The organism is Rahnella sp. JUb53, from assembly GCF_004346065.1.
GTDB lineage: Bacteria > Pseudomonadota > Gammaproteobacteria > Enterobacterales > Enterobacteriaceae > Rahnella > Rahnella variigena.
Genome location: NZ_SLYT01000012.1, coordinates 104,389 through 127,395 on the forward strand (window position 1 = coordinate 104,389; position 23,007 = coordinate 127,395).

Annotated in this window: 17 protein-coding genes; 15 read left to right on the forward strand and 2 right to left on the reverse strand. The window is 52.0% G+C overall.

Annotated features, from left to right (window positions below):
- Window positions 1-31: 31 nt before the first annotated feature.
- Entirely contained in the window at window positions 32-2,317 is a 2,286-nt protein-coding gene (gene maeB / locus EC840_RS22170; protein ID WP_132967092.1) for an NADP-dependent oxaloacetate-decarboxylating malate dehydrogenase, read from the reverse strand.
- 385 nt (window positions 2,318-2,702) lie between these two features.
- Between maeB and tal the strand changes: the two genes are divergently transcribed.
- The 3 genes from tal (at window position 2,703) to yegD (ending at window position 7,249) form a co-directional block, all read left to right on the forward strand.
- On the forward strand, window positions 2,703-3,653 hold the full coding sequence (gene tal / locus EC840_RS22175) for a transaldolase (protein WP_112288889.1): 951 nt from the start codon (window positions 2,703-2,705) through the stop codon (window positions 3,651-3,653).
- A 110-nt stretch (window positions 3,654-3,763) separates the two neighbouring features.
- Window positions 3,764-5,758, forward strand: coding sequence for a transketolase (gene tkt / locus EC840_RS22180; protein WP_132967094.1), 1,995 nt, complete (start codon window positions 3,764-3,766; stop codon window positions 5,756-5,758).
- A gap of 138 nt (window positions 5,759-5,896) precedes the next feature.
- Window positions 5,897-7,249: a molecular chaperone gene (gene yegD / locus EC840_RS22185; protein ID WP_132967096.1), complete on the forward strand. Its 1,353-nt coding sequence runs from the start codon at window positions 5,897-5,899 to the stop codon at window positions 7,247-7,249.
- A gap of 75 nt (window positions 7,250-7,324) precedes the next feature.
- On the opposite strand, the gene EC840_RS22190 is transcribed toward yegD, so the two are convergent.
- The gene (locus EC840_RS22190) at window positions 7,325-8,278 is read right to left on the reverse strand and encodes an aldo/keto reductase (RefSeq protein ID WP_113876009.1); all 954 of its coding nucleotides are present in this window, start codon (window positions 8,276-8,278) and stop codon (window positions 7,325-7,327) included.
- A 262-nt stretch (window positions 8,279-8,540) separates the two neighbouring features.
- Here EC840_RS22190 and mdtD point away from each other — a divergent pair, with 262 nt between their 5' ends.
- The 12 genes from mdtD to EC840_RS22250 all read left to right on the forward strand — a co-directional run bounded on the left by mdtD (window position 8,541) and on the right by EC840_RS22250 (window position 22,966).
- Window positions 8,541-10,016, forward strand: a complete 1,476-nt coding sequence (gene mdtD / locus EC840_RS22195; protein WP_132967098.1) for a multidrug transporter subunit MdtD — start codon at window positions 8,541-8,543, stop codon at window positions 10,014-10,016.
- A complete protein-coding gene (baeS, locus tag EC840_RS22200; RefSeq protein WP_112288894.1) occupies window positions 10,013-11,398 on the forward strand; it encodes a two-component system sensor histidine kinase BaeS in 1,386 nt (461 codons plus the stop codon). The genes mdtD and baeS overlap by 4 nt, the downstream gene beginning before the upstream one ends.
- Window positions 11,399-12,118 (forward strand): two-component system response regulator BaeR, encoded by a 720-nt coding sequence (baeR, locus tag EC840_RS22205; protein ID WP_112288895.1) that lies wholly within the window; start codon window positions 11,399-11,401, stop codon window positions 12,116-12,118. It begins immediately after the preceding gene.
- A 189-nt stretch (window positions 12,119-12,307) separates the two neighbouring features.
- Entirely contained in the window at window positions 12,308-12,646 is a 339-nt protein-coding gene (locus EC840_RS22210; protein ID WP_112288965.1) for a YegP family protein, read from the forward strand.
- Between the two features lie 190 nt (window positions 12,647-12,836).
- Entirely contained in the window at window positions 12,837-14,222 is a 1,386-nt protein-coding gene (gene yegQ, locus EC840_RS22215) for a tRNA 5-hydroxyuridine modification protein YegQ (protein WP_129639112.1), read from the forward strand.
- Between the two features lie 387 nt (window positions 14,223-14,609).
- Window positions 14,610-15,500 (forward strand): lipid kinase YegS, encoded by an 891-nt coding sequence (gene yegS / locus EC840_RS22220; RefSeq protein ID WP_113876005.1) that lies wholly within the window; start codon window positions 14,610-14,612, stop codon window positions 15,498-15,500.
- Between the two features lie 241 nt (window positions 15,501-15,741).
- Window positions 15,742-17,304 carry an MFS transporter gene (locus EC840_RS22225; protein WP_129639113.1) on the forward strand — a complete coding sequence of 521 codons (1,563 nt, stop codon included), beginning with the start codon at window positions 15,742-15,744 and terminating at the stop codon, window positions 17,302-17,304.
- Window positions 17,291-18,304, forward strand: a complete 1,014-nt coding sequence (yiaK, locus tag EC840_RS22230) for a 3-dehydro-L-gulonate 2-dehydrogenase (protein ID WP_132967100.1) — start codon at window positions 17,291-17,293, stop codon at window positions 18,302-18,304. The genes EC840_RS22225 and yiaK overlap by 14 nt, the downstream gene beginning before the upstream one ends.
- Window positions 18,305-18,505: 201 nt before the next feature.
- A complete protein-coding gene (locus EC840_RS22235) occupies window positions 18,506-19,033 on the forward strand; it encodes a hypothetical protein (RefSeq protein WP_132967102.1) in 528 nt (175 codons plus the stop codon).
- Window positions 19,034-19,316: 283 nt separating this feature from the next.
- Window positions 19,317-20,531 carry a D-mannonate dehydratase ManD gene (manD, locus tag EC840_RS22240; RefSeq protein WP_112288901.1) on the forward strand — a complete coding sequence of 405 codons (1,215 nt, stop codon included), beginning with the start codon at window positions 19,317-19,319 and terminating at the stop codon, window positions 20,529-20,531.
- Between the two features lie 10 nt (window positions 20,532-20,541).
- Entirely contained in the window at window positions 20,542-21,555 is a 1,014-nt protein-coding gene (locus EC840_RS22245) for a Zn-dependent oxidoreductase (protein ID WP_132967104.1), read from the forward strand.
- Window positions 21,556-21,676: 121 nt separating this feature from the next.
- The gene (locus EC840_RS22250; protein ID WP_112288903.1) at window positions 21,677-22,966 is read left to right on the forward strand and encodes an MFS transporter; all 1,290 of its coding nucleotides are present in this window, start codon (window positions 21,677-21,679) and stop codon (window positions 22,964-22,966) included.
- Window positions 22,967-23,007 lie beyond the last annotated feature (41 nt).

Consider the following 23,007-nt stretch of genomic DNA (forward strand, 5'->3'; position numbering starts at 1 on the left):
AAGAGTCAGGGTTAAAGAGTTAGAGTTAGAGTTAGAGGTAAAGAGGCTCGGTCTGCGCCTCGACCACGGCTAAAGCCACCATATTCACAATCCTGCGTACCGAAGCAATCGGTGTCAGAATATGTACCGGTTTCGACACCCCCATCAGCACCGGCCCGACGGTCACGCCTTCAGAGCACGATACCCGCAGCAGGTTGTAGCTGATACGCGCCGATTCCATATTCGGCATAATCAGGATATTGGCCGAACCTTTCAGCGGACTGTCCGGCATGATGTCCTGACGTATGCTTTCCACCAGCGCCGCATCGCCATGCATTTCACCGTCGATTTCCAGCTCTGGATCAAGCTCGTTTACCAGCTCCAGCGTACGTCGCATTTTCAGCGCCGCCGGACTGTCTGACGTGCCAAAACTCGAATGCGAAAGCAATGCAACCTTTGGCTCAATACCAAAACGCCGCACCGTTTCTGCCGCCATGAGCGTGATTTCTGCCAGCTGTTCCGGCGTCGGATCGTCGTTAACGTAAGTGTCTGCAATAAACGTATTGCCGCTTGGCAGCAGCAACGCATTCATCGCGCCGGCAACGTGCGCTCCTTCGCGAAAACCAAACACTTTCTCCACGATGTCGTAATGCTCGTGATAGGTACCGACCGTACCGCAAATCATCGCATCAGCTTCACCACGCAACAGCATGATGGCGGAAATCAGTGTCGGATTACCAATCACCGCGCGCCGCGCCTGCTCCTGCGACACACCGCGCCGTTTCATCAGCTCATAATATTCACGCCAGTACTCATTGAAGCGCGGATCAGATTCGTTATTCACCACTTCGAAATCGCGGCCTGCTTCCAGTTGCAGCCCCAGCTTTTTAATGCGCATGGCAATAACGCTTGGCCGCCCGACCAGAATAGGTTTGGCCAACCCAAGGGAAATCAACTCCTGCGTGGCCTGTAATACGCGTTCTTCTTCACCTTCCGCCATCACCACCCGCCGGGCATCTTTCTTCGCCTGCGAGAAAATGGGCTTCATAAACAAATTGGTTTTATAGACGAATTCCGTCAGCTTCTCGGCGTACGCATCCAGGTCTTTAATAGGGCGCATCGCCACACCAGAATCCATTGCCGCTTTGGCAACCGCCGGTGCAATTTTCACAATCAGCCGCGGGTCAAAGGGTTTCGGAATGATGTAGTCCGGGCCGAAAGACAGCTCTTCTTCTCCATAGGCGGAAGCCACCACATCACTTTGTTCTGCCATCGCCAGATCGGCAATCGCATGAACACAAGCCAGTTTCATTTCTTCATTGATGGTGGTTGCACCAACGTCCAGCGCGCCCCGGAAAATGAACGGGAAGCACAGCACGTTGTTGACCTGATTGGGATAATCCGAGCGACCTGTACAGATGATGGCATCAGGGCGAACCGCTTTCGCCAGCGGTGGCAGAATTTCCGGTTCAGGATTGGCAAGCGCCAGGATCAACGGATCCTTCGCCATGGTTACCACCATCTCCTGCGTCAAAACGCCGGGGCCGGAACAGCCGAGGAAGATGTCAGCTTGCGGAATGGCATCGCCCAGCGTGCGCTGCCCGTTGTCGTCAATGGCATACGCTGCTTTGGTTTCGGCCATATTTTCTTCGCGGCCTTTATAGATAACGCCACGGGAATCACAGGCCGTAATGTTGTGGCGCTTAAGTCCGAGCGCGACCAGCAGATTCAGACAGGCAATAGCAGAAGCCCCCGCGCCGGACACCACCAGCCGGACATCCGAAATATTTTTGCCCACCACGCGTAAACCGTTGAGTACCGCCGCCGTACAGATAATCGCGGTGCCGTGCTGATCGTCATGAAACACCGGGATCTTCATGCGTTCGCGCAGCTTTTTCTCGATGTAAAAACATTCCGGCGCTTTGATGTCTTCAAGGTTGATGCCGCCAAATGTCGGCTCCAGCGCGGCTATCACGTCGATCAGTTTATCCGGATCGTTTTCATCGACTTCGATATCGAACACGTCGATACCCGCGAATTTTTTGAACAATACGCCCTTCCCTTCCATCACCGGTTTACCGGCCAGCGCGCCAATATTACCCAGTCCGAGAACCGCGGTTCCGTTCGAAATTACCGCCACCAGATTGCCGCGAGCTGTGTATTTGTAAGCGGCCTGCGGATCTCTGGCGATCTCCAGACAGGGAGCGGCAACACCGGGTGAATAAGCCAGCGCCAGATCACGTTGTGTGGCGAGGGGTTTGGTGGGCGAGACCTGAATTTTTCCGGGCACCGGGAATTCATGAAAATCGAGCGCACTTTGCTTGAGTTGTTCGTCCATCGTAGGGTCCTTTTCTTGTTTCTTATTTTTTGCAGAGACAACAGGGTACGGGTAAACATCACCATCAGGTTTCCCGCTGACCAGTATAGATAACCCTGCCACGACGAAGGGTGAATAACGACCAAAAATTGACCGTTACATTGTTTGCTTTTCATTCATGGAAGACGTCTCGTAAAAATCAACTAAGCTTAAAGTTTGTCCTTGCGCTTTTCTCGTCAGACGCCCAATTTAAGCAGCAACAAAGGCCGCCATTGTTGAGACCCATTGCAGTAATCAGAAAAAGCGCATTCAGTTTGTTAACAGAATGATGCAGGGTAGGAGCCCTACGAACCAGAGTCAGACGACCTTATTGCTGTATCGTTTTTTCTCGCTAAGGAGCTAAGAGATGAACCAGTTAGACGCACTAAAAAAAATCACCACCGTCGTTGCCGACAGCGGTGACATTGAATCTATCCGTCATTTCGAGCCTCAGGATGCGACCACCAATCCTTCGCTGATCCTCAAAGCAGCCGACCTGCCGCAATACCAAAACCTGATTAAAGACGCGCTGGACTATGCCCGTAAGCAAGGCGGCAGCAAAGAGACTCAGGTGATCAATGCCACAGATAAACTGGCCGTTAATATCGGGGGGGAAATCCTGAAAAGCGTACCAGGCCGCATCTCGACTGAAGTCGATGCCCGCCTGTCTTTCAATAGTGAATTGTGTATCGAAAAGGCCCGTAAACTGATTGGCCTGTATCAGGATCAGGGCATTGATAAATCCCGTATTCTGATCAAACTGGCTTCCACCTGGGAAGGGATCAAAGCCGCAGAGAAGCTGGAAAAAGAAGGCATCAACTGTAACCTGACCCTGCTGTTCTCATTCGCTCAGGCACGCGCCTGTGCAGAAGCCGGCGTCTACCTGATTTCTCCGTTCGTTGGGCGTATTTACGACTGGTACAAAGCCAAAGAGCCGAACGCAACGTATGACGTGGAAAAAGATCCGGGCGTGAAATCGGTTCGCGACATCTACGACTACTACAAATCTCACGATTACCCGACCGTCATCATGGGTGCCAGCTTCCGTAAAGTGGAACAAATCCTGGCGCTGGCAGGTTGTGACCGCCTGACCATTTCTCCAAATCTGCTGGAAGAACTGAAAGCCAGCAATGAACCGGTTGAACGTAAATTACAGCCTTCCGGCAAGGGTGGGGAAAAACCCGCACCTCTGACACAGGCTGAATTCCTCTGGGAACACCATCAGGACGCCATGGCCGTTGAAAAACTGGCGGAAGGTATCCGCGCATTCGCCGTCGATCAGAAGAAACTCGAAGATATGCTTTCAGCACAGCTTTAGTTTCAGCCGTAGTTTAAAAAATCTAACCTCAGCTGAGTCACCTGGCAGAACGGTGGCAACTCCGCACTTTTGTCATCTGGCTCAGCAAAGTGACCCATCCGGAGAAAAATATGCCTTCTCGTAGAGAACTAGCGAATGCTATCCGTGCACTTAGCATGGATGCCGTCCAGAAAGCGAATTCCGGACACCCCGGCGCCCCGATGGGGATGGCCGATATCGCCGAAGTCTTGTGGCGTGATTACATGAATCACAACCCGACCAACCCGAAATGGGCCGATCGTGACCGCTTCCTGATGTCCAACGGCCACGGCTCGATGCTGCAATACAGCCTGCTGCACCTGACCGGCTACGACCTGCCAATGAGCGAACTGGAAAACTTCCGCCAGTTGCATTCTAAAACACCAGGACATCCTGAATACGGTTATACGCCGGGCGTGGAAACCACCACCGGCCCGCTGGGTCAGGGCGTTGCCAACGCCGTGGGTTTTGCGATTGCTGAACGTACGTTAGGCGCGCAGTTTAACCGTGAAAATCACGAAATCGTCAACCATCATACCTACGTCTTCTTAGGGGATGGCTGCATGATGGAAGGGATTTCCCACGAAGCCTGCTCGCTGGCCGGTACCCTGAAACTCGGCAAACTGACCGCGTTTTATGATGACAACGGCATCTCCATTGACGGACACGTCGAAGGCTGGTTTACCGATGATACGGCCAAACGTTTCGAAGCTTACGGCTGGCATGTCATCCGTGGAATTGACGGCCAAAACTCCGACGCCATAAAAGCGGCAATCGAAGAATCTCATAAAGTCACTGACCGCCCTTCCCTGCTGATGTGCAAAACAGTGATTGGTTTCGGTTCGCCGCACAAAGCCGGGACTCACGAAGCACATGGTGCCGCACTGGGTGCCGACGAAGTCGCCGCCACCCGCAAGGCGCTGGGCTGGAACTATCCGGCCTTTGAAATCCCGCAAGATATTTATGACGCCTGGGATGCTAAAGAAGCGGGCAAAGCCAAAGAAAAAGCCTGGAACGATAAATTCGCCGCTTATGCCAAAGCCTATCCTGAGCTGGCCGCTGAATTTGACCGCCGCGTTAATGGCAAATTACCTGCGGACTGGGAATCCAAAGCACAGGCATTCATCAAAGGTTTGCAGGCCAAACCTGCGAATATCGCCAGCCGTAAAGCCTCACAAAATACTCTGGAAGAGTTTGGCAAAATTTTGCCTGAATTCCTCGGCGGTTCCGCAGACCTTGCGCCAAGTAACCTGACCATGTGGTCGGGCTCAAAATCACTGATTGAAGACCACGCCGGCAACTACATCCACTACGGCGTGCGTGAGTTCGGCATGACGGCCATCTCCAACGGTCTCGCGCTGCACGGCGGTTTCCTGCCTTATTCTGCGACCTTCCTGATGTTCGTTGAATATGCCCGAAACGCGGTACGTCTGGCGGCGCTGATGAAAATACGCAACGTCTTCGTGTATACCCACGATTCGATCGGTCTGGGGGAAGACGGACCGACGCACCAGCCGGTTGAGCAAATGGCCAGCCTGCGTGTGACGCCAAACATGAGCCTGTGGCGTCCGGCTGATCAGGTCGAATCTGCCGTGGCATGGAAATATGCCATCGAGCGCAACGACGGTCCGGTTGCACTTATCTTCTCGCGTCAGAACCTGACCCAGCAACCGCGTACCGCTGAGCAACTGGCAAACGTCGCACGCGGTGGTTATGTGCTGAAAGACTCAGACGGCACGCCGGATGTGATTCTGATTGCCACCGGGTCTGAAGTAGGTATTACGGTAGAAGCCGCGGACAAACTGGCTGCAGCGGGTACTAAAGTGCGGGTAGTCTCTCTGCCTTCTACTGATGTGTTCGACAAACAGGACGAGGCTTACCGCGAATCTGTGCTGCCGAAAGCCGTGACTGCGCGCGTGGCGGTGGAAGCCGGTATCGCCGATTACTGGTACAAATACGTCGGCCTCAACGGTGCAATTGTCGGCATGACCTCTTTCGGGGAATCTGCACCAGCAGAGCAACTGTTTAAAGAGTTTGGCTTTACGGTTGATAACGTTGTCGCAAAAGCGCAGGCGCTGTTGAAGTAAAAGATGTGAAGTAATTCTGTGTAGTTTATTCCCTCTTCATCTCAGGAGAGGGAATTCCTTCTATTTCCGCCCCGCTGACTTGATGAATCTGCCTCTCTCCGGTAAAGTCCCGTCCCTTCTTTGGCATGGGGAACAATGATGTTTATTGGATTTGACTACGGTACAGCGAATTGCTCAGTTGCAGTAATGCGCGATAATAACGCCCATCTGCTGGCGTTAGAAAATAACGATCCTTATTTACCCTCCATGCTTTGTGCACCGACACGTGAAGCGGTCAGCGAATGGCTGAACCGTCACGGACAGGTTCCGGCAGGCAGTGATGAAAATCTGGCACTGTTGCGCCGCAGCATCAGCTTTAACCGCGAGGAAGATATTCCGGTTAATGCTAACAGCGTGCATTTCGGTTTGCAGGCGCTTTCGACCTATATGGAAGATCCGGAAGAGGTGTACTTTGTCCGCTCTCCGAAATCCTTCCTGGGTGCGAACGGCCTGAAACCTCAACAGATTGCCCTGTTTGAAGATCTGGTCTGCGCAATGATGTACCACATTAAGCGTCAGGCCGAATCCGTCTTGCAGGAAAGTATTGAACAGACAGTGATCGGCCGCCCGATCAACTTTCAGGGTATGGGTGGTGAAGAGGCCAATGCTCAGGCGCAGGGTATTTTACAACGTGCCGCTGAGCGCGCCGGTTTCCGCGATATTGCGTTCCAGTTTGAACCGGTCGCCGCAGGTCTGGATTTCGAAGCGACACTGACGGAAGAGAAAACCGTGCTGGTCGTCGATATCGGCGGCGGTACCACGGACTGCTCGGTATTGCTGATGGGCCCGCAGTGGCGCGATAAAGCAGAGCGTCAGAACAGCCTGCTCGGTCACAGTGGTTGCCGCGTTGGCGGTAATGATCTGGACATCATGACTGCGTTCAAACAGCTCACACCGCAGTTTGGTATGGGCAGCGAAACGCAAAAAGGGATCGCTATCCCGGCCCTGCCTTACTGGAATGCAGTGGCGACCAACGATGTTCCTGCACAGTTAGATTTCTACAGCGTGGCGAATGCCCGTATGTTGCGGGATCTGATCCGCGATGCCGCGCAACCGGATCTGATCAAACGCCTGCTGAAAGTCCAGCAACAGCGTCTGAGTTATCGTCTGGTGCGTGCCGCAGAAGAAAGTAAAATTGCACTTTCTGAACGTGAAAGCGTTACGGCTGCGATGGACTTTATTGAATCCGGTCTGGCGGAAACCATCAGCCAGCAGCAACTGAGTGACGCGATTTCTCAGCCGCTGGAACGCATTCAGGAACAGGTCAGTCTGGCACTGGCCAGCAGCGAAATTAAACCTGACGTAATTTACCTGACCGGCGGCAGTGCGCGTTCGCCGCTGCTGCGTGCTGCATTACAGACGCAGTTACCGGGTATTCCGCTGGTCGGTGGCAATGATTTCGGCTCGGTCACCGCTGGCCTGGCCCGCTGGGCACAAACGTTGTTCCGTTAAGTTTTAAAGATGCAGATAAACAAAAACCGCCTGATTTGAATTGAAGGCGGTTTTTTTATGGCTCAGATTTAGTGTTTACCAGGCGCTGGCGTCGTTTAAGGTCTTAATATCCGCATCATCCAGTTTGAGGGTGGCTGCCTGCGCCAGCTCATTCAGTTGTTGCAGTGACGTCGCGCTGACAATCGGCGAGGTAATACTCGGGCGGGCAATCTGCCAGGCCAGTGCAACTTGTCCTGGCTGTGCGCCGTGCTTCTCAGCCACCTGATCCAGCCCCGCCAGCACTTTCAGGCCGCGTTCATTCAGGCAACGTGCGATCACGCTTTCACCGCGCTTACTTTTACCGGCATCCGCTTTGGTACGGTATTTCCCGGTCAGGAACCCGGCGGCCAGACCATAGAAGTTGATCACGCCTAAACCGTTATCCCTGACGACTTTTTCAAGTGCTTCTTCATACACTTTGCGGTCGTACAAATTGTACTGCGGTTGCAGCGTTTCATAACGCGCCAGCCCGTTTTCCTGACTGACTTTCAGCGCTTCGGCCAGGCGTGGTGCGCTGTAGTTTGAAGCGCCAACGGCACGCACTTTACCTTCTTTAATCAGCGCATCGAATGCCGCCATGGTTTCGGCCAGCGGCGTATCGGCATCATCATCATGCGACTGATATAAATCGATATAATCCGTTTGCAGGCGTTTCAGAGAGGCTTCGACCGCTTCTTTAATATAGCGTGGCGATAAACCCACTTTGCCTTCGCCCATCGGTTTGCCGACTTTGGTCGCCAGAATAATCTGGTCACGCTTACCGGTTTTTTTCAGCCAGTTGCCGATAATGGTTTCCGATTCGCCCCCTTTGTTGCCTTCAACCCAGCTTGAATACACATCGGCGGTGTCGATAAAATTCAGTTTATGATCCAGCAAGGCATCGAGCAGGTTAAAGGAAGCCGCCTGATCGACCGTCCAGCCGAATACGTTGCCGCCAAACGTCAGCAACGGCACCTGAATACCTGAACGACCCAGTTCTCTTTTGCTCATTATTCTCTCCCTTTCATAAGGTCAGATTTAACTTACTTTGCATGCGAACGATTTGCGATCAAAGGTCAACCATAGCATTTTGATATAAAATGTCAGGCTGAAAGCTATTCTTTATTGTCAGAAGAATTGTCAAAAAATGGGAAAGACTCTCCTTATTTCCTCCATTTTCTGCTGAAACATTCTGGCTACACTGTGAGCCTGGTTTTAAGGTGGATCTCCCTCCTGAAATGCCGCGACAATGATTGTGCTGATGCGATAACCCATGAAATCTGAAAACACAGACACCTTACCGCCTTCTGCTCCCCTGCCGCCTTCGGTGCGCTGGCAGCTGTGGATTGTCGCCTTCGGCTTTTTTATGCAGGCCCTCGACACCACGATTGTGAATACTGCACTGCCTTCGATGGCACGCAGTCTGGGTGAAAACCCGCTGCACATGCATTCGGTGGTTGTAGCTTATGTGCTGACGGTCGCCGTGATGCTGCCTGCCAGTGGCTGGCTGGCGGATAAGGTCGGTGTGAAATGGGTATTCTTTTCGGCCATTGTGCTGTTTACGCTTGGCTCGCTGTTATGCGCGCAATCGGAAAGTCTGCGTGAACTGGTGATGTCGCGCATCGTTCAGGGGATTGGCGGTGCGATGATGGTGCCGGTCGGGCGGCTGACGGTGCTGAAAATTGTCCCGCGAAGCGAGTACATGGCGGCGATGACGATGGTCACGTTACCCGGCCAGGTCGGTCCGCTTCTGGGCCCGGCGCTGGGCGGTTTCCTGGTGCAATACGCCAGCTGGCACTGGATCTTCCTGATTAATCTGCCGGTCGGTCTGGCCGGTTGTATCGCCACTTTAATGATTATGCCCAATTACAAAATGCAGACCCGCCGCTTTGATATCAGCGGGTTTGTGATGCTGGCCGTGTGCATGGCGACGCTAACCCTGGCGCTGGAAGGCAGCCGCAGTATGGGGCTGAGCGTGCTGGAAATTTTTCTGCTGGTGGTGGTCGGTGGCGGCGCGCTGGGGGTTTACTGGATGCATGCGCGCGGCAATCTTTCTGCGCTGTTTTCACTGCGTTTGTTCCATACCCCGACCTTTAAAATTGGCCTGATCGGTAGTTTGCTCGGGCGTATCGGCAGCGGCATGTTGCCGTTCATGACGCCAGTATTTCTGCAACTCGGTATGGGCTTTACGCCTTTCCACGCAGGACTGATGATGATCCCCATGGTGCTCGGCAGTATGGGGATGAAGCGCGTGGTGGTCCGGCTGGTCAATCAGCTCGGCTACCAGAAGGCACTGGTCAGCGCCACCTTGCTGCTGGCGCTGATCACGCTGATTTTCCCGCTGGTGGCGATTTACGGTGCGGTCTGGATGATCCCGATTGTATTGTTCTTCCAGGGCATGGTGAACTCCCTGCGCTTCTCGTCGATGAATACGCTGACGCTGAAAGATCTGCCGTCGCGCCTTGCCAGCAGCGGCAACAGTTTGCTGTCGATGATCATGCAGTTGTCGATGAGTCTGGGCGTCAGTGTCGCCGGTTTGCTGATTGGAGTGTTCGCCCACCAGCAGGCCATTACACCGGACAGCGCCACCATGCACACCGCCTTCCTGTATTGTTATATGTCGATGGCGCTGGTGATCGCCCTGCCAGCCTGGGTATTTTCCAAAGTGCCACCTGATACGCAGAAAAATGCCATTATCGACCGTCGTCGCGCTGCGGCCGGCTCCCCTGATCCGATGAGAAAATCATGAAACCTGGTATTACCGCCAAGTTGTTTATGGCCATTTTTTGTACCTGCGCACTGGTGCTGATCACCATGAACTGGGGCGTGAGGATGAGCTTTGAACGGGGCTTTATCGACTATATCCGTCAGAGCAACGAACAGCGCGTCGAACTGCTGGCTGACACCCTGCAGGAGCAGTACAAACAACACGGCAGCTGGGAGTTTCTGGAAACCAATGACCGGTTGATCTATCAGATCATGCGTTCATTTGAACAAAACAGCAGCCCGAGAATGCCGCCGCAGGGATGGCGCACGAAGTTCTGGATCCTCGACAGCCACGATCATCGGATCGGCGGTTACGATCAGCCGGTCCCACCAGATTTACAAGGTCCGCGCCGCGTGATGACCGTTAATGGTGTGGTCATCGGATCGGTGATTTCGACGCCTGCCGAACGCCTGACCCGCGATGCTGATATTAATTTCGAACGCCAGCAAAGCCGCACCAGCTGGATGATTGTCGCCTTTACCGCGCTGCTGGCCGCTGCCGTCACCTGGATGTTGTCCCGCGGAATGCTCGCGCCGGTAAAACGGCTGGTGAACGGTACGCATCAGCTGGCTGCGGGGAATTTCAGCACACGGGTTGAAGTCGACAGTGAAGATGAACTCGGCAAACTGGCGCAGGATTTTAACCAGCTGGCGATGACGCTGGAAAAGAATGAGCAGATGCGCCGGGCGTTTATGGCGGATATTTCCCATGAGTTGCGCACGCCGCTGGCCGTTCTGCGTGGTGAGCTGGAAGCCATGCAGGATGGCGTGCGTAAAATGACGGTTGGATCGCTGGAATCACTGCAATCTGAAGTGTCGATTCTGACCAAACTGGTGGACGATTTGCATCAGCTTTCGCTTTCCGATGCCGGTGCGCTGGCATACCGCAAGGTGGACACCGACGTCGTACATCTGGTGCAGCTGGCGGAAGCCGGTTCGCGTGATCGTTTCCATGCCAAGCAACTAACCCTGACCAGCCACCTGCCGGAAAGCGCTGAAGTGTTTGGCGATCCGCAGCGTCTTTCGCAGCTGTTCAACAATCTGCTGGAAAACAGTCTGCGCTATACTGACCCGAATGGCGGTCTGGAGATCCGGGGCGAAATACGGGATAAATCACTTTACCTGATGTTCCAGGACAGCGCGCCGGGCATCAGCGATGAACAGCTTGGCCGTATTTTTGAACGGTTTTATCGTACCGAAGGCTCGCGCAACCGCGCCAGTGGCGGTTCGGGGTTAGGTCTGGCCATTTGCCAGAATATTGTCGAAGCGCACGGCGGGCAGATCAGCGCCAGCCACTCTCCGGCGGGTGGCGTTCGTATTACGATCGTCCTGCCGCTCTCTGTTACATCAGGCCCGAGAAACTGAATGAACGACTCTGTATTGTCCGGCCCGGCGCCGTTAAAAATTCTGATTGTGGAAGACGAGCCAAAACTTGCTCAGCTGTTAATCGACTATCTCGAAGCCGCAGGCTATGCCACCCAATGGCTGGCGGACGGACATGACGTCATCTCGCAGGTGAAGCACCAGCCGCCGGCACTGATTTTGTTAGATCTGATGCTGCCAGGCAGCAGCGGATTATCCATTTGCCGAGACATTCGCCAGTTTTCCGATGTACCGATCATGATGGTGACGGCAAAAACGGAAGAGATTGATCGCCTGCTCGGGCTGGAAATCGGTGCTGATGATTACATCTGCAAACCTTACAGCCCGCGTGAAGTTGTGGCCCGCGTGAAGGTTATTTTGCGCCGCTGCGTGCGTCAGGAAGACAATGTGCCGAGAGATAACGGTTTGCACATTGATGAAGCGCGCTTTCAGGCCACATTCCAGGGGCATGAACTTGAACTGACACCGGCAGAATTCCGCCTGCTGAAAACGCTGTCCGTCAAACCGGGTTACGTGTTTACCCGCGAAGTGCTGCTCAATAATCTCTATGACGACTACCGCGTCGTCACTGACCGTACCATCGACAGTCATATCAAGAACCTGCGCCGTAAACTCGAATCTCTGGACGGAGAAAAGGCGTTTATCCGCGCCGTCTATGGCGTGGGCTATCGCTGGGAAGCGGAACCCTGTCATTTGGCATAACGCATGACTCACAGCGAATAACGCATAGCGCATAGCGCATAACTGGCCGGCAATTGAGTTTTGTAAAGTTTCTGAAAGTCTGTCGGCCAGTTCACATTTCATGTCTTAAATCTTTCCTCCCGCCGCGAAACTGTTCCCATTAACTACACTTATCTCTGGAAAATAACCCCTCTGATGGAGATTACCTTTATGGCTACTGGTCACTATGATCTGAAAAAAGCGAAGAATGGACAGTTTCACTTTAACCTGAAGGCCGGGAACGGAGAGATTATTCTCACCAGTGAAATGTATGCCAGTAAAGCGTCAGCAGAAAACGGGATTTCATCGGTTCAGACCAACTCCCCTGAGGAAGCGCAGTACGAAATCAAACCTTCGAAAGACGGTCAGTTTTACTTTGTACTGAAAGCGAAAAACCATCAGGTGATTGGTATCAGCGAAATGTACACCACGGAAAGTGCATCGAAAAAAGGTGTTCAGTCGGTGGTGAAAAACGGCGCAAGCACTGATATTCGCGATTTGACGCAATAGTTCTCAATGATTTCTGTTTTTAGCTATTCAGGAGCAGAGGAGGAAATTGATCTGGCTCCTGAATAGTCTAAATAGCGCTGTAATACCCACACGAAATGGCTGCTTTTGATCAACTCAGACGTTACAATTCTGACCTTTCGTCGCCCCGCATCCGGGACGGCCCTGACCTGTGATCAGACTGAGATTGACTATGTTTACCCGCGATTCTTTTGTTCCGGAACTGCTTTCCCCTGCCGGCTCCCTGAAAAACATGCGTTACGCCTTCGCTTACGGTGCAGATGCGGTTTATGCCGGTCAGCCACGTTACAGCCTGCGCGTTCGTAATAACGAATTTAACCACCAGAATCTGGAAATCGGCATCAACGAAGCCCATGCTCTGGGGAAAAAATTCTATGTGGTGGTGAATATTGCCCCGCATAACGCCAAGCTGAAAACCTTCATCCGTGATCTGCAACCGGTGATCGACATGGGGCCCGATGCCCTGATCATGTCCGATCCAGGCCTTATCATGATGGTGCGCGAAGCCTTCCCGCAGATGGACATTCATCTTTCGGTGCAGGCTAATGCCGTGAACTGGGCGACGGTGAAATTCTGGAAACAAATGGGGCTGACGCGTGTGATTTTATCGCGCGAGCTTTCGCTGGAAGAAATCGCCGAGATCCGCGCACAGGTGCCGGATATGGAAATCGAAATCTTCGTTCACGGTGCGCTGTGCATGGCGTATTCCGGCCGCTGCCTGCTTTCCGGCTACATCAACAAGCGTGACCCGAATCAGGGAACCTGTACCAACGCCTGTCGCTGGGAATATAAAGTTCAGGAAGGCAAAGAAGACGCCATCGGTAATATCGTGCATCAGTACGAGCCGATCCCGGTTCAGCAGGTGGAAGCCGCAGAGCCAACATTAGGCATCGGTCAGCCAACAGATAAAGTCTTTATGCTCGAAGAAGCCCTGCGCCCTGGCGAATACATGAGCGCGTTTGAAGACGAACACGGCACGTATATTATGAATTCTAAGGATCTGCGCGCCATTCAGCATGTAGAAACTCTGACAAAAATGGGCGTGCATTCGCTTAAAATCGAAGGACGTACAAAATCCTTTTATTATTGCGCACGCACGGCACAGGTTTATCGCCGGGCCATTGACGATGCCGTCGCCGGTAAGCCATTTGATCCGACACTGCTTTCCACGCTGGAAGGTCTTGCGCATCGCGGATACACCGAAGGTTTCCTGCGTCGCCATACTCACGATGCACAGCAGAACTACGAATATGGTTTCTCTGTCAGCGACCGCCAGCAGTTTGTCGGCGAATTCACCGGTAATCGTATGGATGGCTGGGCAGAAATCGATGTGAAGAATAAATTCTGCGTCGGTGACAGTGTGGAAATGATGACGCCGCAGGGTAACGTCCAGTTCAAACTGGAAGCCCTGCGCAATAAGAAAGGTCAGCCAACTGACGTGGCGCCGGGTAACGGCCACATGGTGTATGTCGCACTGCCGGAAGACGTCAGTCTGGAGTTCGCCATTTTATTGCGTAATCTGGAAGACACGGACACCCGTAATCCGCATTCGAAATAATGTTTTGGTCGAAAACAAGAATTCGATCACATCTATTTCTGACCGGGCTGGATAATATGCATTCGCAATTTACTTCGAATGCAAAATAAAGCACCGGACTATACCAGGAACCACCTCCTTGGCCAGCTCAATCTCCCTTGAGCTGGCTTTTCTTTTTGTATTCATTAAAACGAAAACCCGTCTTATTTAACTAATCCTCTTCAGTTATTCACCTTAATAACGTGATGTCATGTTTTTAAATAAATACGTTTCTGAAATATAAACGTCCTTTCTAATTAATATCAGCACAATTATTTAACCTCATTGTCAACTTTTCGCTGATTTATCCGATAGCCAAATACCACTACTTTCATCTATTGTTGGTGTAAGTAGATAAAAGGAGCGTACATGACCACAGCAATGCTGATTTTAAATGGAAAAGGCGCAGGCAACGAAGAGCTGCGGATAGCCATCGGCGCGCTACGCAAAGAGGGCGAAGATCTCAATGTGCGTGTCACCTGGGAGTACGGAGACGCCGCGCGATATGTGGACGAAGCCATTGAACTGGGCTGCGAAACCGTGATTGCCGGTGGCGGCGACGGCACCATTAATGAAGTGGCGGGTGCGCTGGCACAATACGAGGGACAACGACGCCCCGTGCTCGGCATCGTGCCGCTGGGCACCGCAAATGATTTCGCAACGGCCTGCAATATTCCCCTCGAGCCAGAGCAGGCGTTACAGCTGGCGGTCAAAGGCCGCGCGGTCGATATCGATCTGGCCAAAGTGAATGACCAGCATTTCTTTATCAACATGGCGACCGGGGGATTCGGCACGCGTATCACAACCGAAACGCCAGAAAAACTCAAAGCAGCGCTTGGCGGCGTGTCCTATTTCATCCACGGTCTCTTACGTCTGGATACGCTGAAAGCTGACCGCTGTGAAATCAGAGGCCCGGATTTTCGCTGGGAAGGCGATGCGCTGGTAATCGGTATTGGTAATGGCCGCCAGGCCGGTGGCGGGCAACAAATATGCCCGGACGCGTTGATTAACGATGGTCTGCTGCAATTACGTCTGCTGACCTCAGAGGAGCTGCTGCCGTCATTCCTGCGCAGCTTGCTCAATAATGAAGAGAACAAAAATATTGTGTCCGCCAGTCTGCCCTGGCTCGAAATCACCGCACCGCACGATATGACGTTCAATCTCGACGGCGAACCGCTCACCGGTAAACAGTTCAAAATTGAAGTTCTTCCCTCTGCAATCCAGTGTCGTTTGCCCCCTCACTGCGAACTTTTAGGCTAACCTTCTCTTCTTCTGTTCATTCTCTGTACTGTGATCCGTCTTGCAGTACAGAGCAAATCTGCCGTTATTTTTGTGATCTTCTCCGCTAAAAGCTTATCCGCATACTTGTATGGTAGATGCGCATTGCCTAATTTTACTCTGCCGATGTCGCTGAATAATTCATTTCTGAATTTCTGCGGGCACAAACGACGCATTTCTTTTGACGACTCTTATTAATCCGGAGACGGAAACCAGGGGTAGTATGATTAATCATCATAAAGAAAGACCGATATCGGTAAAAAATATGCTGGCCTACGGCGGGGGTGATTTCTTCGGCGGTGGCTGTTTTGCAGTACTGGGTCTGTGGATAATGTATTTCTACACCACTTATGCCGGATTAAGTCCGGCAGAGGCCGGTGCTGTTATTGCGACCGCCCGCCTGCTGGATGCTTTTTTCGATCCACTGATGGGTTATGTCACGGATAATTTTTACCGCAACCCTCTGGGAAAAAAATACGGACGGCGTGGCTTCTTCTTCTTATTCGGTGCACCATTAATTATGGTGACTTACATTATTATGTGGGTCAGCGGGATGGGATTCTGGTACTACCTGTTTACCTATATTTTATTCTACGCCGCTTACACGCTGGCGATTGTACCTTATGAAACGCTGGCAGCCGAAATGACCTCCAGCTTTAAAATGCGTACTAAACTGACCGGTGTCAGAATGTTTTTCTCTACCGGAGCCGCAATATTAGCGGCCTGGTTGCCGGGGCGCATTATTGCTTATCTAGGTGAAGATTCCTCCTCATCTTTCCTGATTATGGGGGTAATTTTCGGCGTGTTGTTTGCCGTGGTAATCCTGATGCTTTATTTCTACACCTGGGAACGGCCTATCCCGGTTGATGTCGCTACGCCAAAACTCTCTTTCCGCCGAGATATGAAGCATCTGTTCAGATCGCTGGTGTCGACCATGAGAGTGCGCACCTTCCGCCAGCATGTCGGGATGTACCTGGGAGGCTATGTGGCGCTCGACGTCCTTGGCGCTGTGCTGGCGTATTATATTATTTTTGTTCTCGGCCAGAATACCGTTACTGCTTCTAATGCGATGACATTAATGACACTGGTGCAGTTCGTCTGCGTTGCCTTGTTTATTTTCCTGTGTATGAAATTAGGCAATGGCGCGTCATATCGTATTGCACAATTATTTATGCTGGCCAGTGTCGGGTTATTTTTAGCCATCCATTTATTGCAATTACCTTTTAATATGGCGCTGCTTTATCTCTCCGTTATTTTAATGGGCGTGGGACGTTCCGGTACCAGTTATGTTTGCTGGAATATTTACAGTTTTATCCCAGATGTGGATGAAATGCTGACAGGAAAACGACGCGAAGGTATTTTTGCCGGTGTTATGACTTTCGTGCGTAAAGCTGTTCAGGCGGTGGCGTTATTTGGGGTAGGCCTGTTATTACAGCATTACGGATTCACACCGAAAAGTGCCACGCAACCTGCCGAAGCCGTTTACGGTATCACACTGGTATTTGGCGCGGGATCGGTCATCTTCCTGCTGGTGGGATTATATAGCTCAATGAAATTCCGCCTCACCCGCTATAACCATGCCCTGCTGGTAAATGAAATTGAACGCCTTAAAGCCGGTGGCAGTAAATATGACGTCACACCGGAAACGCGCTTAATCGCCGAGCAACTCACCGGCTGGCCTTATGAAAAATTATGGGGCGATAACAATATTCTTAGTCAGACCGAAGAGCATCTTCCCCTGACATCCACAGAGCTTTCAACCGGAGCCGACCATGCAAAGAATTGAATTCAGCCTGATGCAACAAACCATCCAGCGTGCCCTGCAAAAAGCGGGACTTGATGAGAGAGATGCACGGACCTGTGCACGGATCCATACAGAATCCAGTTGTGACGGTATCGCATCACATGGCCTCAACCGGGTAGCGCGTTTTGTCGATTACGTTCATAAGGGCTGGATTGATATCCACGCCAAACCGGAACTGGAAAAATCCCTCGGCGCCATCGCCATCTACAACGGCAACCGCGGTATCGGCATCACCAACGCACTCTTCGCCGTGGATAAAGCCACCGAAATGGCGAAAGAGTATGGCGTGGGGATCGTGGCGCTGAAAAACAGCAGTCACTGGATGCGCGGCGGCAGTTATGGCTGGCATGCAGCACAACAAGGCATGGCGGCGATGTGCTGGACCAATACGGAATCCTGCATGCCCGCCTGGGGCGGAAAAAACACCCGCGTCGGCAATAACCCGTTTGTCATGGCGGTACCAAGAACCAAAGGTCCGATTGTGCTGGACATGGCAATGTCGCAGTATTCCTACGGCAAATTGCAGGTGACGCGGCTGAAAAACGAAAAACTGCCCTTCCCTGGCGGCTACGATAAAGAAGGAAATCTGACAGATGATCCGGGTCCGATCGAAGCTTCCATGCGCATTTTACCCACCGGTTACTGGAAAGGCTCGGGGCTGGCGATTGTGCTGGACGCCATGGCCGCGTTGCTTTCAGCGGGCTCGCCCACCAATGAAATAGACAAAATCGGTAAAGGGAGCTGCACCGGCGCCAGCCAGATTTTCATGGTATTCGACCCGACGCAGTTAGGGGGCGCTGATTTCACTGATCGCATGGCGGACAGCGTCGCGGACTACGTGAATCAGTCAGAACCGGCTGAAAACAGCCGCGATGTCCGTTATCCCGGCCAGACAGCCGCCGCCAACCGCGAGGAAAACCGCCGTCTGGGGATCCCGGCAGATGAAACGGTATGGGAAGAAGTGATGCGGCTGGCGGAATAAGTTGCTTCAGAAGACAAAGAGCATCAAAAACGCCCGCCAAAATGCGGGCGTAAAAATGCGAGGTTGATTCATAAAAACTACTGCCTGCAATGTAAACCAAAACTATTTTGGAAGGCATATTCCTGAATTCAAAAACGATGAGCATTGAGAGTAAAAACCCATGATATAAAAGCGCCACCTTACAAAACACGCTGATATTTCATGGATTATTATCAGGTTATCAATTTTTCACACCAGCCAGATTTAAGCTTTTACGATATTCAGTTCACCCTTCCCTGCGAAGAAATCAAAGTTTTCAGAGTTTTGTTTCTTCATTTTTCCTGCGCTTCAACGGATAGTTTTCAACGGATGGCGGAAATCATCGGTGAGTCCGGAAAAGATAGACACGGACATATCGTGACGTTTTACGACACTGCATGGGATGACATACCCGCAGATAAGCGCAATGGCAAATCAGTGTTCGATAAGTTGTTTCCGCAAAAACTGCTTAGCCGGGCAAACTACCTGAGATTTTTTGAAGGCTTAAGCGCCGTTATCGAAAATTATATCTGCGACGTAAAGCCGGAGATTATTTTTTTTAACGCCTATACGTCGTCGCACCAAAAAGCGTATGATCGGCTTGTTTTTCGCTCAAAAAGCGAACGGGTGTTATCAACGCATTCAGATGGAGGAGGCTATTATGTTATTAAAACAAAGTATTACAAAACGCCAAACACAAAAGGACTTTGAACGTAACCGCGCCGATAAATTAAAGACTCTTGAGATTTGTTTCAAACTCATCGAGAAATACCAAAAAACGGCATAAATCGCACAGCCTCCTGACATGGAGGCTTTTTATTACCCGCTCAAGTTTCCTGCTCCCCTGCCCCTCTGCATACGTTCACTTTTCACCTCGTAAAGTGTGATCTTCTCCGGCAAAAAACGATCTGCATACTTGTATGGTAGTTTGCATATGGCGTATTTATAACCATAGAAAATGCATCCTACTTTTACTGCTAGAAGGTCTTAACCGATGAAAATCGTGAATGCTGAAGTCTTTGTCACTTGCCCGGGGCGCAACTTTGTTACGTTGAAAATTACTACTGACAGCGGGCTGACCGGTATCGGGGATGCCACGCTGAATGGCCGCGAATTGCCGGTCGCTTCCTATCTGAAAGATCACGTTTGTCCGCAACTGATCGGCCGCGATGCGCATCAGATCGAGGACATCTGGCAATTCTTTTACAAAGGCGCTTACTGGCGGCGCGGGCCGGTTACCATGTCGGCCATTTCTGCCGTCGATATGGCGCTTTGGGACATTAAAGCTAAAGCCGCCAATATGCCGCTGTATCAGTTACTGGGTGGCGCATCACGCACCGGCGTGATGGTTTACTGTCATACCACCGGCCATTCCATTGATGAAGTACTCGACGATTACGCCAAACATAAAGAGCTTGGGTTCAAAGCCATTCGCGCGCAATGCGGCGTGCCGGGCATGAAAACAACTTACGGTATGGCGAAAGGCAAAGGCCTGGCTTACGAACCGGCAACGAAAGGTAACTGGCCGGAAGAACAATTATGGTCAACCGAAAAATATCTCGATTTCACACCAAAACTGTTTGAGGCCGTACGCAATAAATTCGGTTTTGATGAACATCTTCTGCATGACATGCACCACCGCCTGACGCCAATTGAAGCCGCGCGCTTTGGCAAAAGCATCGAAGAATATCGCCTGTTCTGGATGGAAGATCCGACACCGGCTGAGAATCAGGAAAGCTTCCGTTTGATCCGCCAGCACACGGTGACGCCAATTGCGGTCGGCGAAGTGTTCAACAGCATCTGGGATTGCAAACAGCTGATTGAAGAACAACTGATCGACTATATTCGCACCACGATTACTCATGCGGGAGGAATTACCGGTATGCGTCGTATTGCCGATTTTGCCTCTCTGTATCAGGTACGTACCGGCTCACACGGGCCTTCTGACCTCTCACCCATTTGCATGGCCGCTGCCCTGCACTTCGACCTGTGGGTGCCGAACTTTGGCGTGCAGGAATACATGGGATATTCCGAGCAGATGCTGGAAGTCTTCCCGCATAACTGGACGTTCGACAACGGCTATATGCATCCGGGCGAGAAACCAGGGCTGGGTATTGAGTTCGACGAAAAACTGGCCGCGAAATATCCGTATGAACCGGCCTATCTGCCGGTAGCCCGTCTGGAAGACGGTACTTTGTGGAACTGGTGAGGGAACAAAAATGAACAGCGTCGTTATACAAGAACCCGGAAAATTAGTCATCGAGCAACGTGCTTTGCCGGTACCTGCCGCCGGTGAAGTACGAGTTCGGGTCAGTTACGCCGGAATCTGCGGATCCGATGTGCATATCTACCACGGTCATAATCCGTTCGCGAAATACCCGCGGGTGATTGGTCATGAATTTTTCGGCCACATCGACAGCGTCGGCGAAGGTGTAGAGGCTTCACGCATCGGGGAACGCGTGGTAGTCGATCCGGTCGTCAGCTGCGGACATTGCTATCCGTGCTCGATTGGCCGCCCGAATGTGTGCGCCCAATTGCAGGTGATCGGCGTCCACCGCGATGGAGGTTTTAGTGATTATGCCTGCGCACCGGCGAAAAACGCCTACGTGGTTCCGGCCGCTATCCCGGACAAACTCGCCAGCATGGTTGAACCCTTTACTATCGCGGCCAATATCACCGCCTTTCTCAAACCGACACCTCAGGACACGGCGCTTATCTACGGCGCTGGCCCGATGGGACTGACGGTGATCCAGGTACTGAAGGGCGTGTACGGCGTGCAGAAAGTGATTGTCGCCGACCGTATCGACGAGCGGTTGCAGATGGCGCAGGCCAGTGGTGCGGACTGGATCATCAACAACAGCGAGCGCAGCGTGGCAGATGAACTGGCTGCCGAAGGTGTACGCCCGACGCTTATTGTCGATGCCGCCTGCCACCCGGCCATTTTGCAGGAAGCGATTTTGCTTGCCTCTCCGGCAGCGCGCATCGGCATGATGGGTTTTTCCGGCGAGCCGAGTTCGGTTACACAGCAGAGTATTACCAGCAAGGAGATTTCACTGTTTTCATCGCGCCTGAACAGCCACCGGTTCCCGCAGGTGATTAAATGGATGGAGCAAGGGAAAATCGCGCCCGAAAAGCTGGTGACGCACTGGATGCCTGCCGGGGAAGTGGAAGCTGCATTAACGCTGTTTGAGAAAGATCAGCGTTCCTGCTGCAAGGTTTTACTGACATTCTGATATTTGGCAATTTTTGAAAAATGACGGGAGGATTTTAAATATCCTCCCGTCCGCAGTACCTCATATTCTACCTACAAAAAAACGCAACACTATTAAAACAACACCGACAAGTGGAGCACCTATGTTCAAGAACTTACGCTGGGTCATCGTATTCCTGCTGTTCCTGGTTTACATGATCAATTACCTCGACCGCGTGGCGCTGTCGATCACTGTCCCGATGATAGAAAAAGAGCTGACCATTAATCCCGAACAATTCGGCATGATATTTGGCAGTTTCTTCTTCGGTTACGCGATATTTAACTTTATCGGCGGCCTGGCCGTGGATAAATTCGGCCCGACGCTGGTGATGGGATTAGCCGTCGGATTATGGTCGGTATTTTGTGGTATGACCGCTTTCGCGACCGGCTTTTATTCCATGTTAATTCTGCGGGTATTATTCGGTATGGCTGAAGGGCCGATTTGTGCCTCGGCAAATAAGATGATCAACGGATGGTTTCCGAAGAAACAGGCGGCTACCGCGATGGGACTGCTCAGCGCCGGTTCACCTCTCGGCGGTGCTGTTGCCGGGCCGATTGTCGGGTATTTAGCGATTTCCTTCGGCTGGCGCCCGGCCTTTATGGTGATCGCTTCCATCGGGATTATCTGGATGGCGGTCTGGTTCTTTACCGTTGCGGACAATCCGCTAAAAAGTAAACGTGTTTCACCGGAAGAATTGCGTTTAGTTGATCAGATGAAAAATGAAAATATCAGTGAAGAAGAAGATCTGGCACAGGCTGCGCATGGTCTGGGCTATTATTTACGCCAGCCTATTATCCTGGTGACGGCTTTTGCCTTCTTCTGCTACAACTATATTTTATTCTTCTTCCTCAGCTGGTTCCCGGCATATCTGGTGCAAGCGCATGGTCTGAACATTAAAGAAATGAGCCTGACAACGGTTATTCCGTGGATTGTCGGATTCGTCGGCCTGGCTCTGGGCGGATATATTTCCGATAAGATTTTTAATATCACTGGCCGTTTATTACTGTCACGTAAAATTATATTAGTCGTCAGTCTGTTAGCCGCAGCAATTTGTGTCGCACTGGCTGGCGTGGTCACCAGCGTGGTTCCGGCGGTTATCCTGATGTCTGTATCTATTTTCTTCCTGTACACCACCGGCGCTATTTACTGGGCGATTATTCAGGACGTGGTACATAAATCCCGCGTCGGCGGCACCAGCGGATTTATCCATCTGGTCGGCAGCGTGTCGGGCATCATCGGTCCGGTCGTGACCGGCTTCATCGTACAAAACACTGGTCGCTTCGACAGCGCCTTTATTCTGGCCGGTGGCGTCGCCGCACTGGGCGCAATTCTGGTGTTCTTCGTGATTAAACCACCCAAACAGACCCCGGCCACGACCCTGTCTCACAACTGATGTTCTGAACATCTTGTTCTGAGCATCATGAAAAAACCCGG

Excerpts from the sequence above, each read along its gene's own strand:
- maeB (WP_132967092.1), bottom strand. The coding sequence starts at position 2,317 with ATGGACGAACAACTCAAGCAAAGTGCGCTCGATTTTCATGAATTCCCG.
- tal (WP_112288889.1), top strand. The coding sequence starts at position 2,703 with ATGAACCAGTTAGACGCACTAAAAAAAATCACCACCGTCGTTGCCGAC.
- tkt (WP_132967094.1), top strand. The coding sequence starts at position 3,764 with ATGCCTTCTCGTAGAGAACTAGCGAATGCTATCCGTGCACTTAGCATG.
- yegD (WP_132967096.1), top strand. The coding sequence starts at position 5,897 with ATGTTTATTGGATTTGACTACGGTACAGCGAATTGCTCAGTTGCAGTA.
- EC840_RS22190 (WP_113876009.1), bottom strand. The coding sequence starts at position 8,278 with ATGAGCAAAAGAGAACTGGGTCGTTCAGGTATTCAGGTGCCGTTGCTG.
- mdtD (WP_132967098.1), top strand. The coding sequence starts at position 8,541 with ATGAAATCTGAAAACACAGACACCTTACCGCCTTCTGCTCCCCTGCCG.
- baeS (WP_112288894.1), top strand. The coding sequence starts at position 10,013 with ATGAAACCTGGTATTACCGCCAAGTTGTTTATGGCCATTTTTTGTACC.
- baeR (WP_112288895.1), top strand. The coding sequence starts at position 11,399 with ATGAACGACTCTGTATTGTCCGGCCCGGCGCCGTTAAAAATTCTGATT.
- EC840_RS22210 (WP_112288965.1), top strand. The coding sequence starts at position 12,308 with ATGGCTACTGGTCACTATGATCTGAAAAAAGCGAAGAATGGACAGTTT.
- yegQ (WP_129639112.1), top strand. The coding sequence starts at position 12,837 with ATGTTTACCCGCGATTCTTTTGTTCCGGAACTGCTTTCCCCTGCCGGC.
- yegS (WP_113876005.1), top strand. The coding sequence starts at position 14,610 with ATGACCACAGCAATGCTGATTTTAAATGGAAAAGGCGCAGGCAACGAA.
- EC840_RS22225 (WP_129639113.1), top strand. The coding sequence starts at position 15,742 with ATGATTAATCATCATAAAGAAAGACCGATATCGGTAAAAAATATGCTG.
- yiaK (WP_132967100.1), top strand. The coding sequence starts at position 17,291 with ATGCAAAGAATTGAATTCAGCCTGATGCAACAAACCATCCAGCGTGCC.
- EC840_RS22235 (WP_132967102.1), top strand. The coding sequence starts at position 18,506 with ATGGATTATTATCAGGTTATCAATTTTTCACACCAGCCAGATTTAAGC.
- manD (WP_112288901.1), top strand. The coding sequence starts at position 19,317 with ATGAAAATCGTGAATGCTGAAGTCTTTGTCACTTGCCCGGGGCGCAAC.
- EC840_RS22245 (WP_132967104.1), top strand. The coding sequence starts at position 20,542 with ATGAACAGCGTCGTTATACAAGAACCCGGAAAATTAGTCATCGAGCAA.
- EC840_RS22250 (WP_112288903.1), top strand. The coding sequence starts at position 21,677 with ATGTTCAAGAACTTACGCTGGGTCATCGTATTCCTGCTGTTCCTGGTT.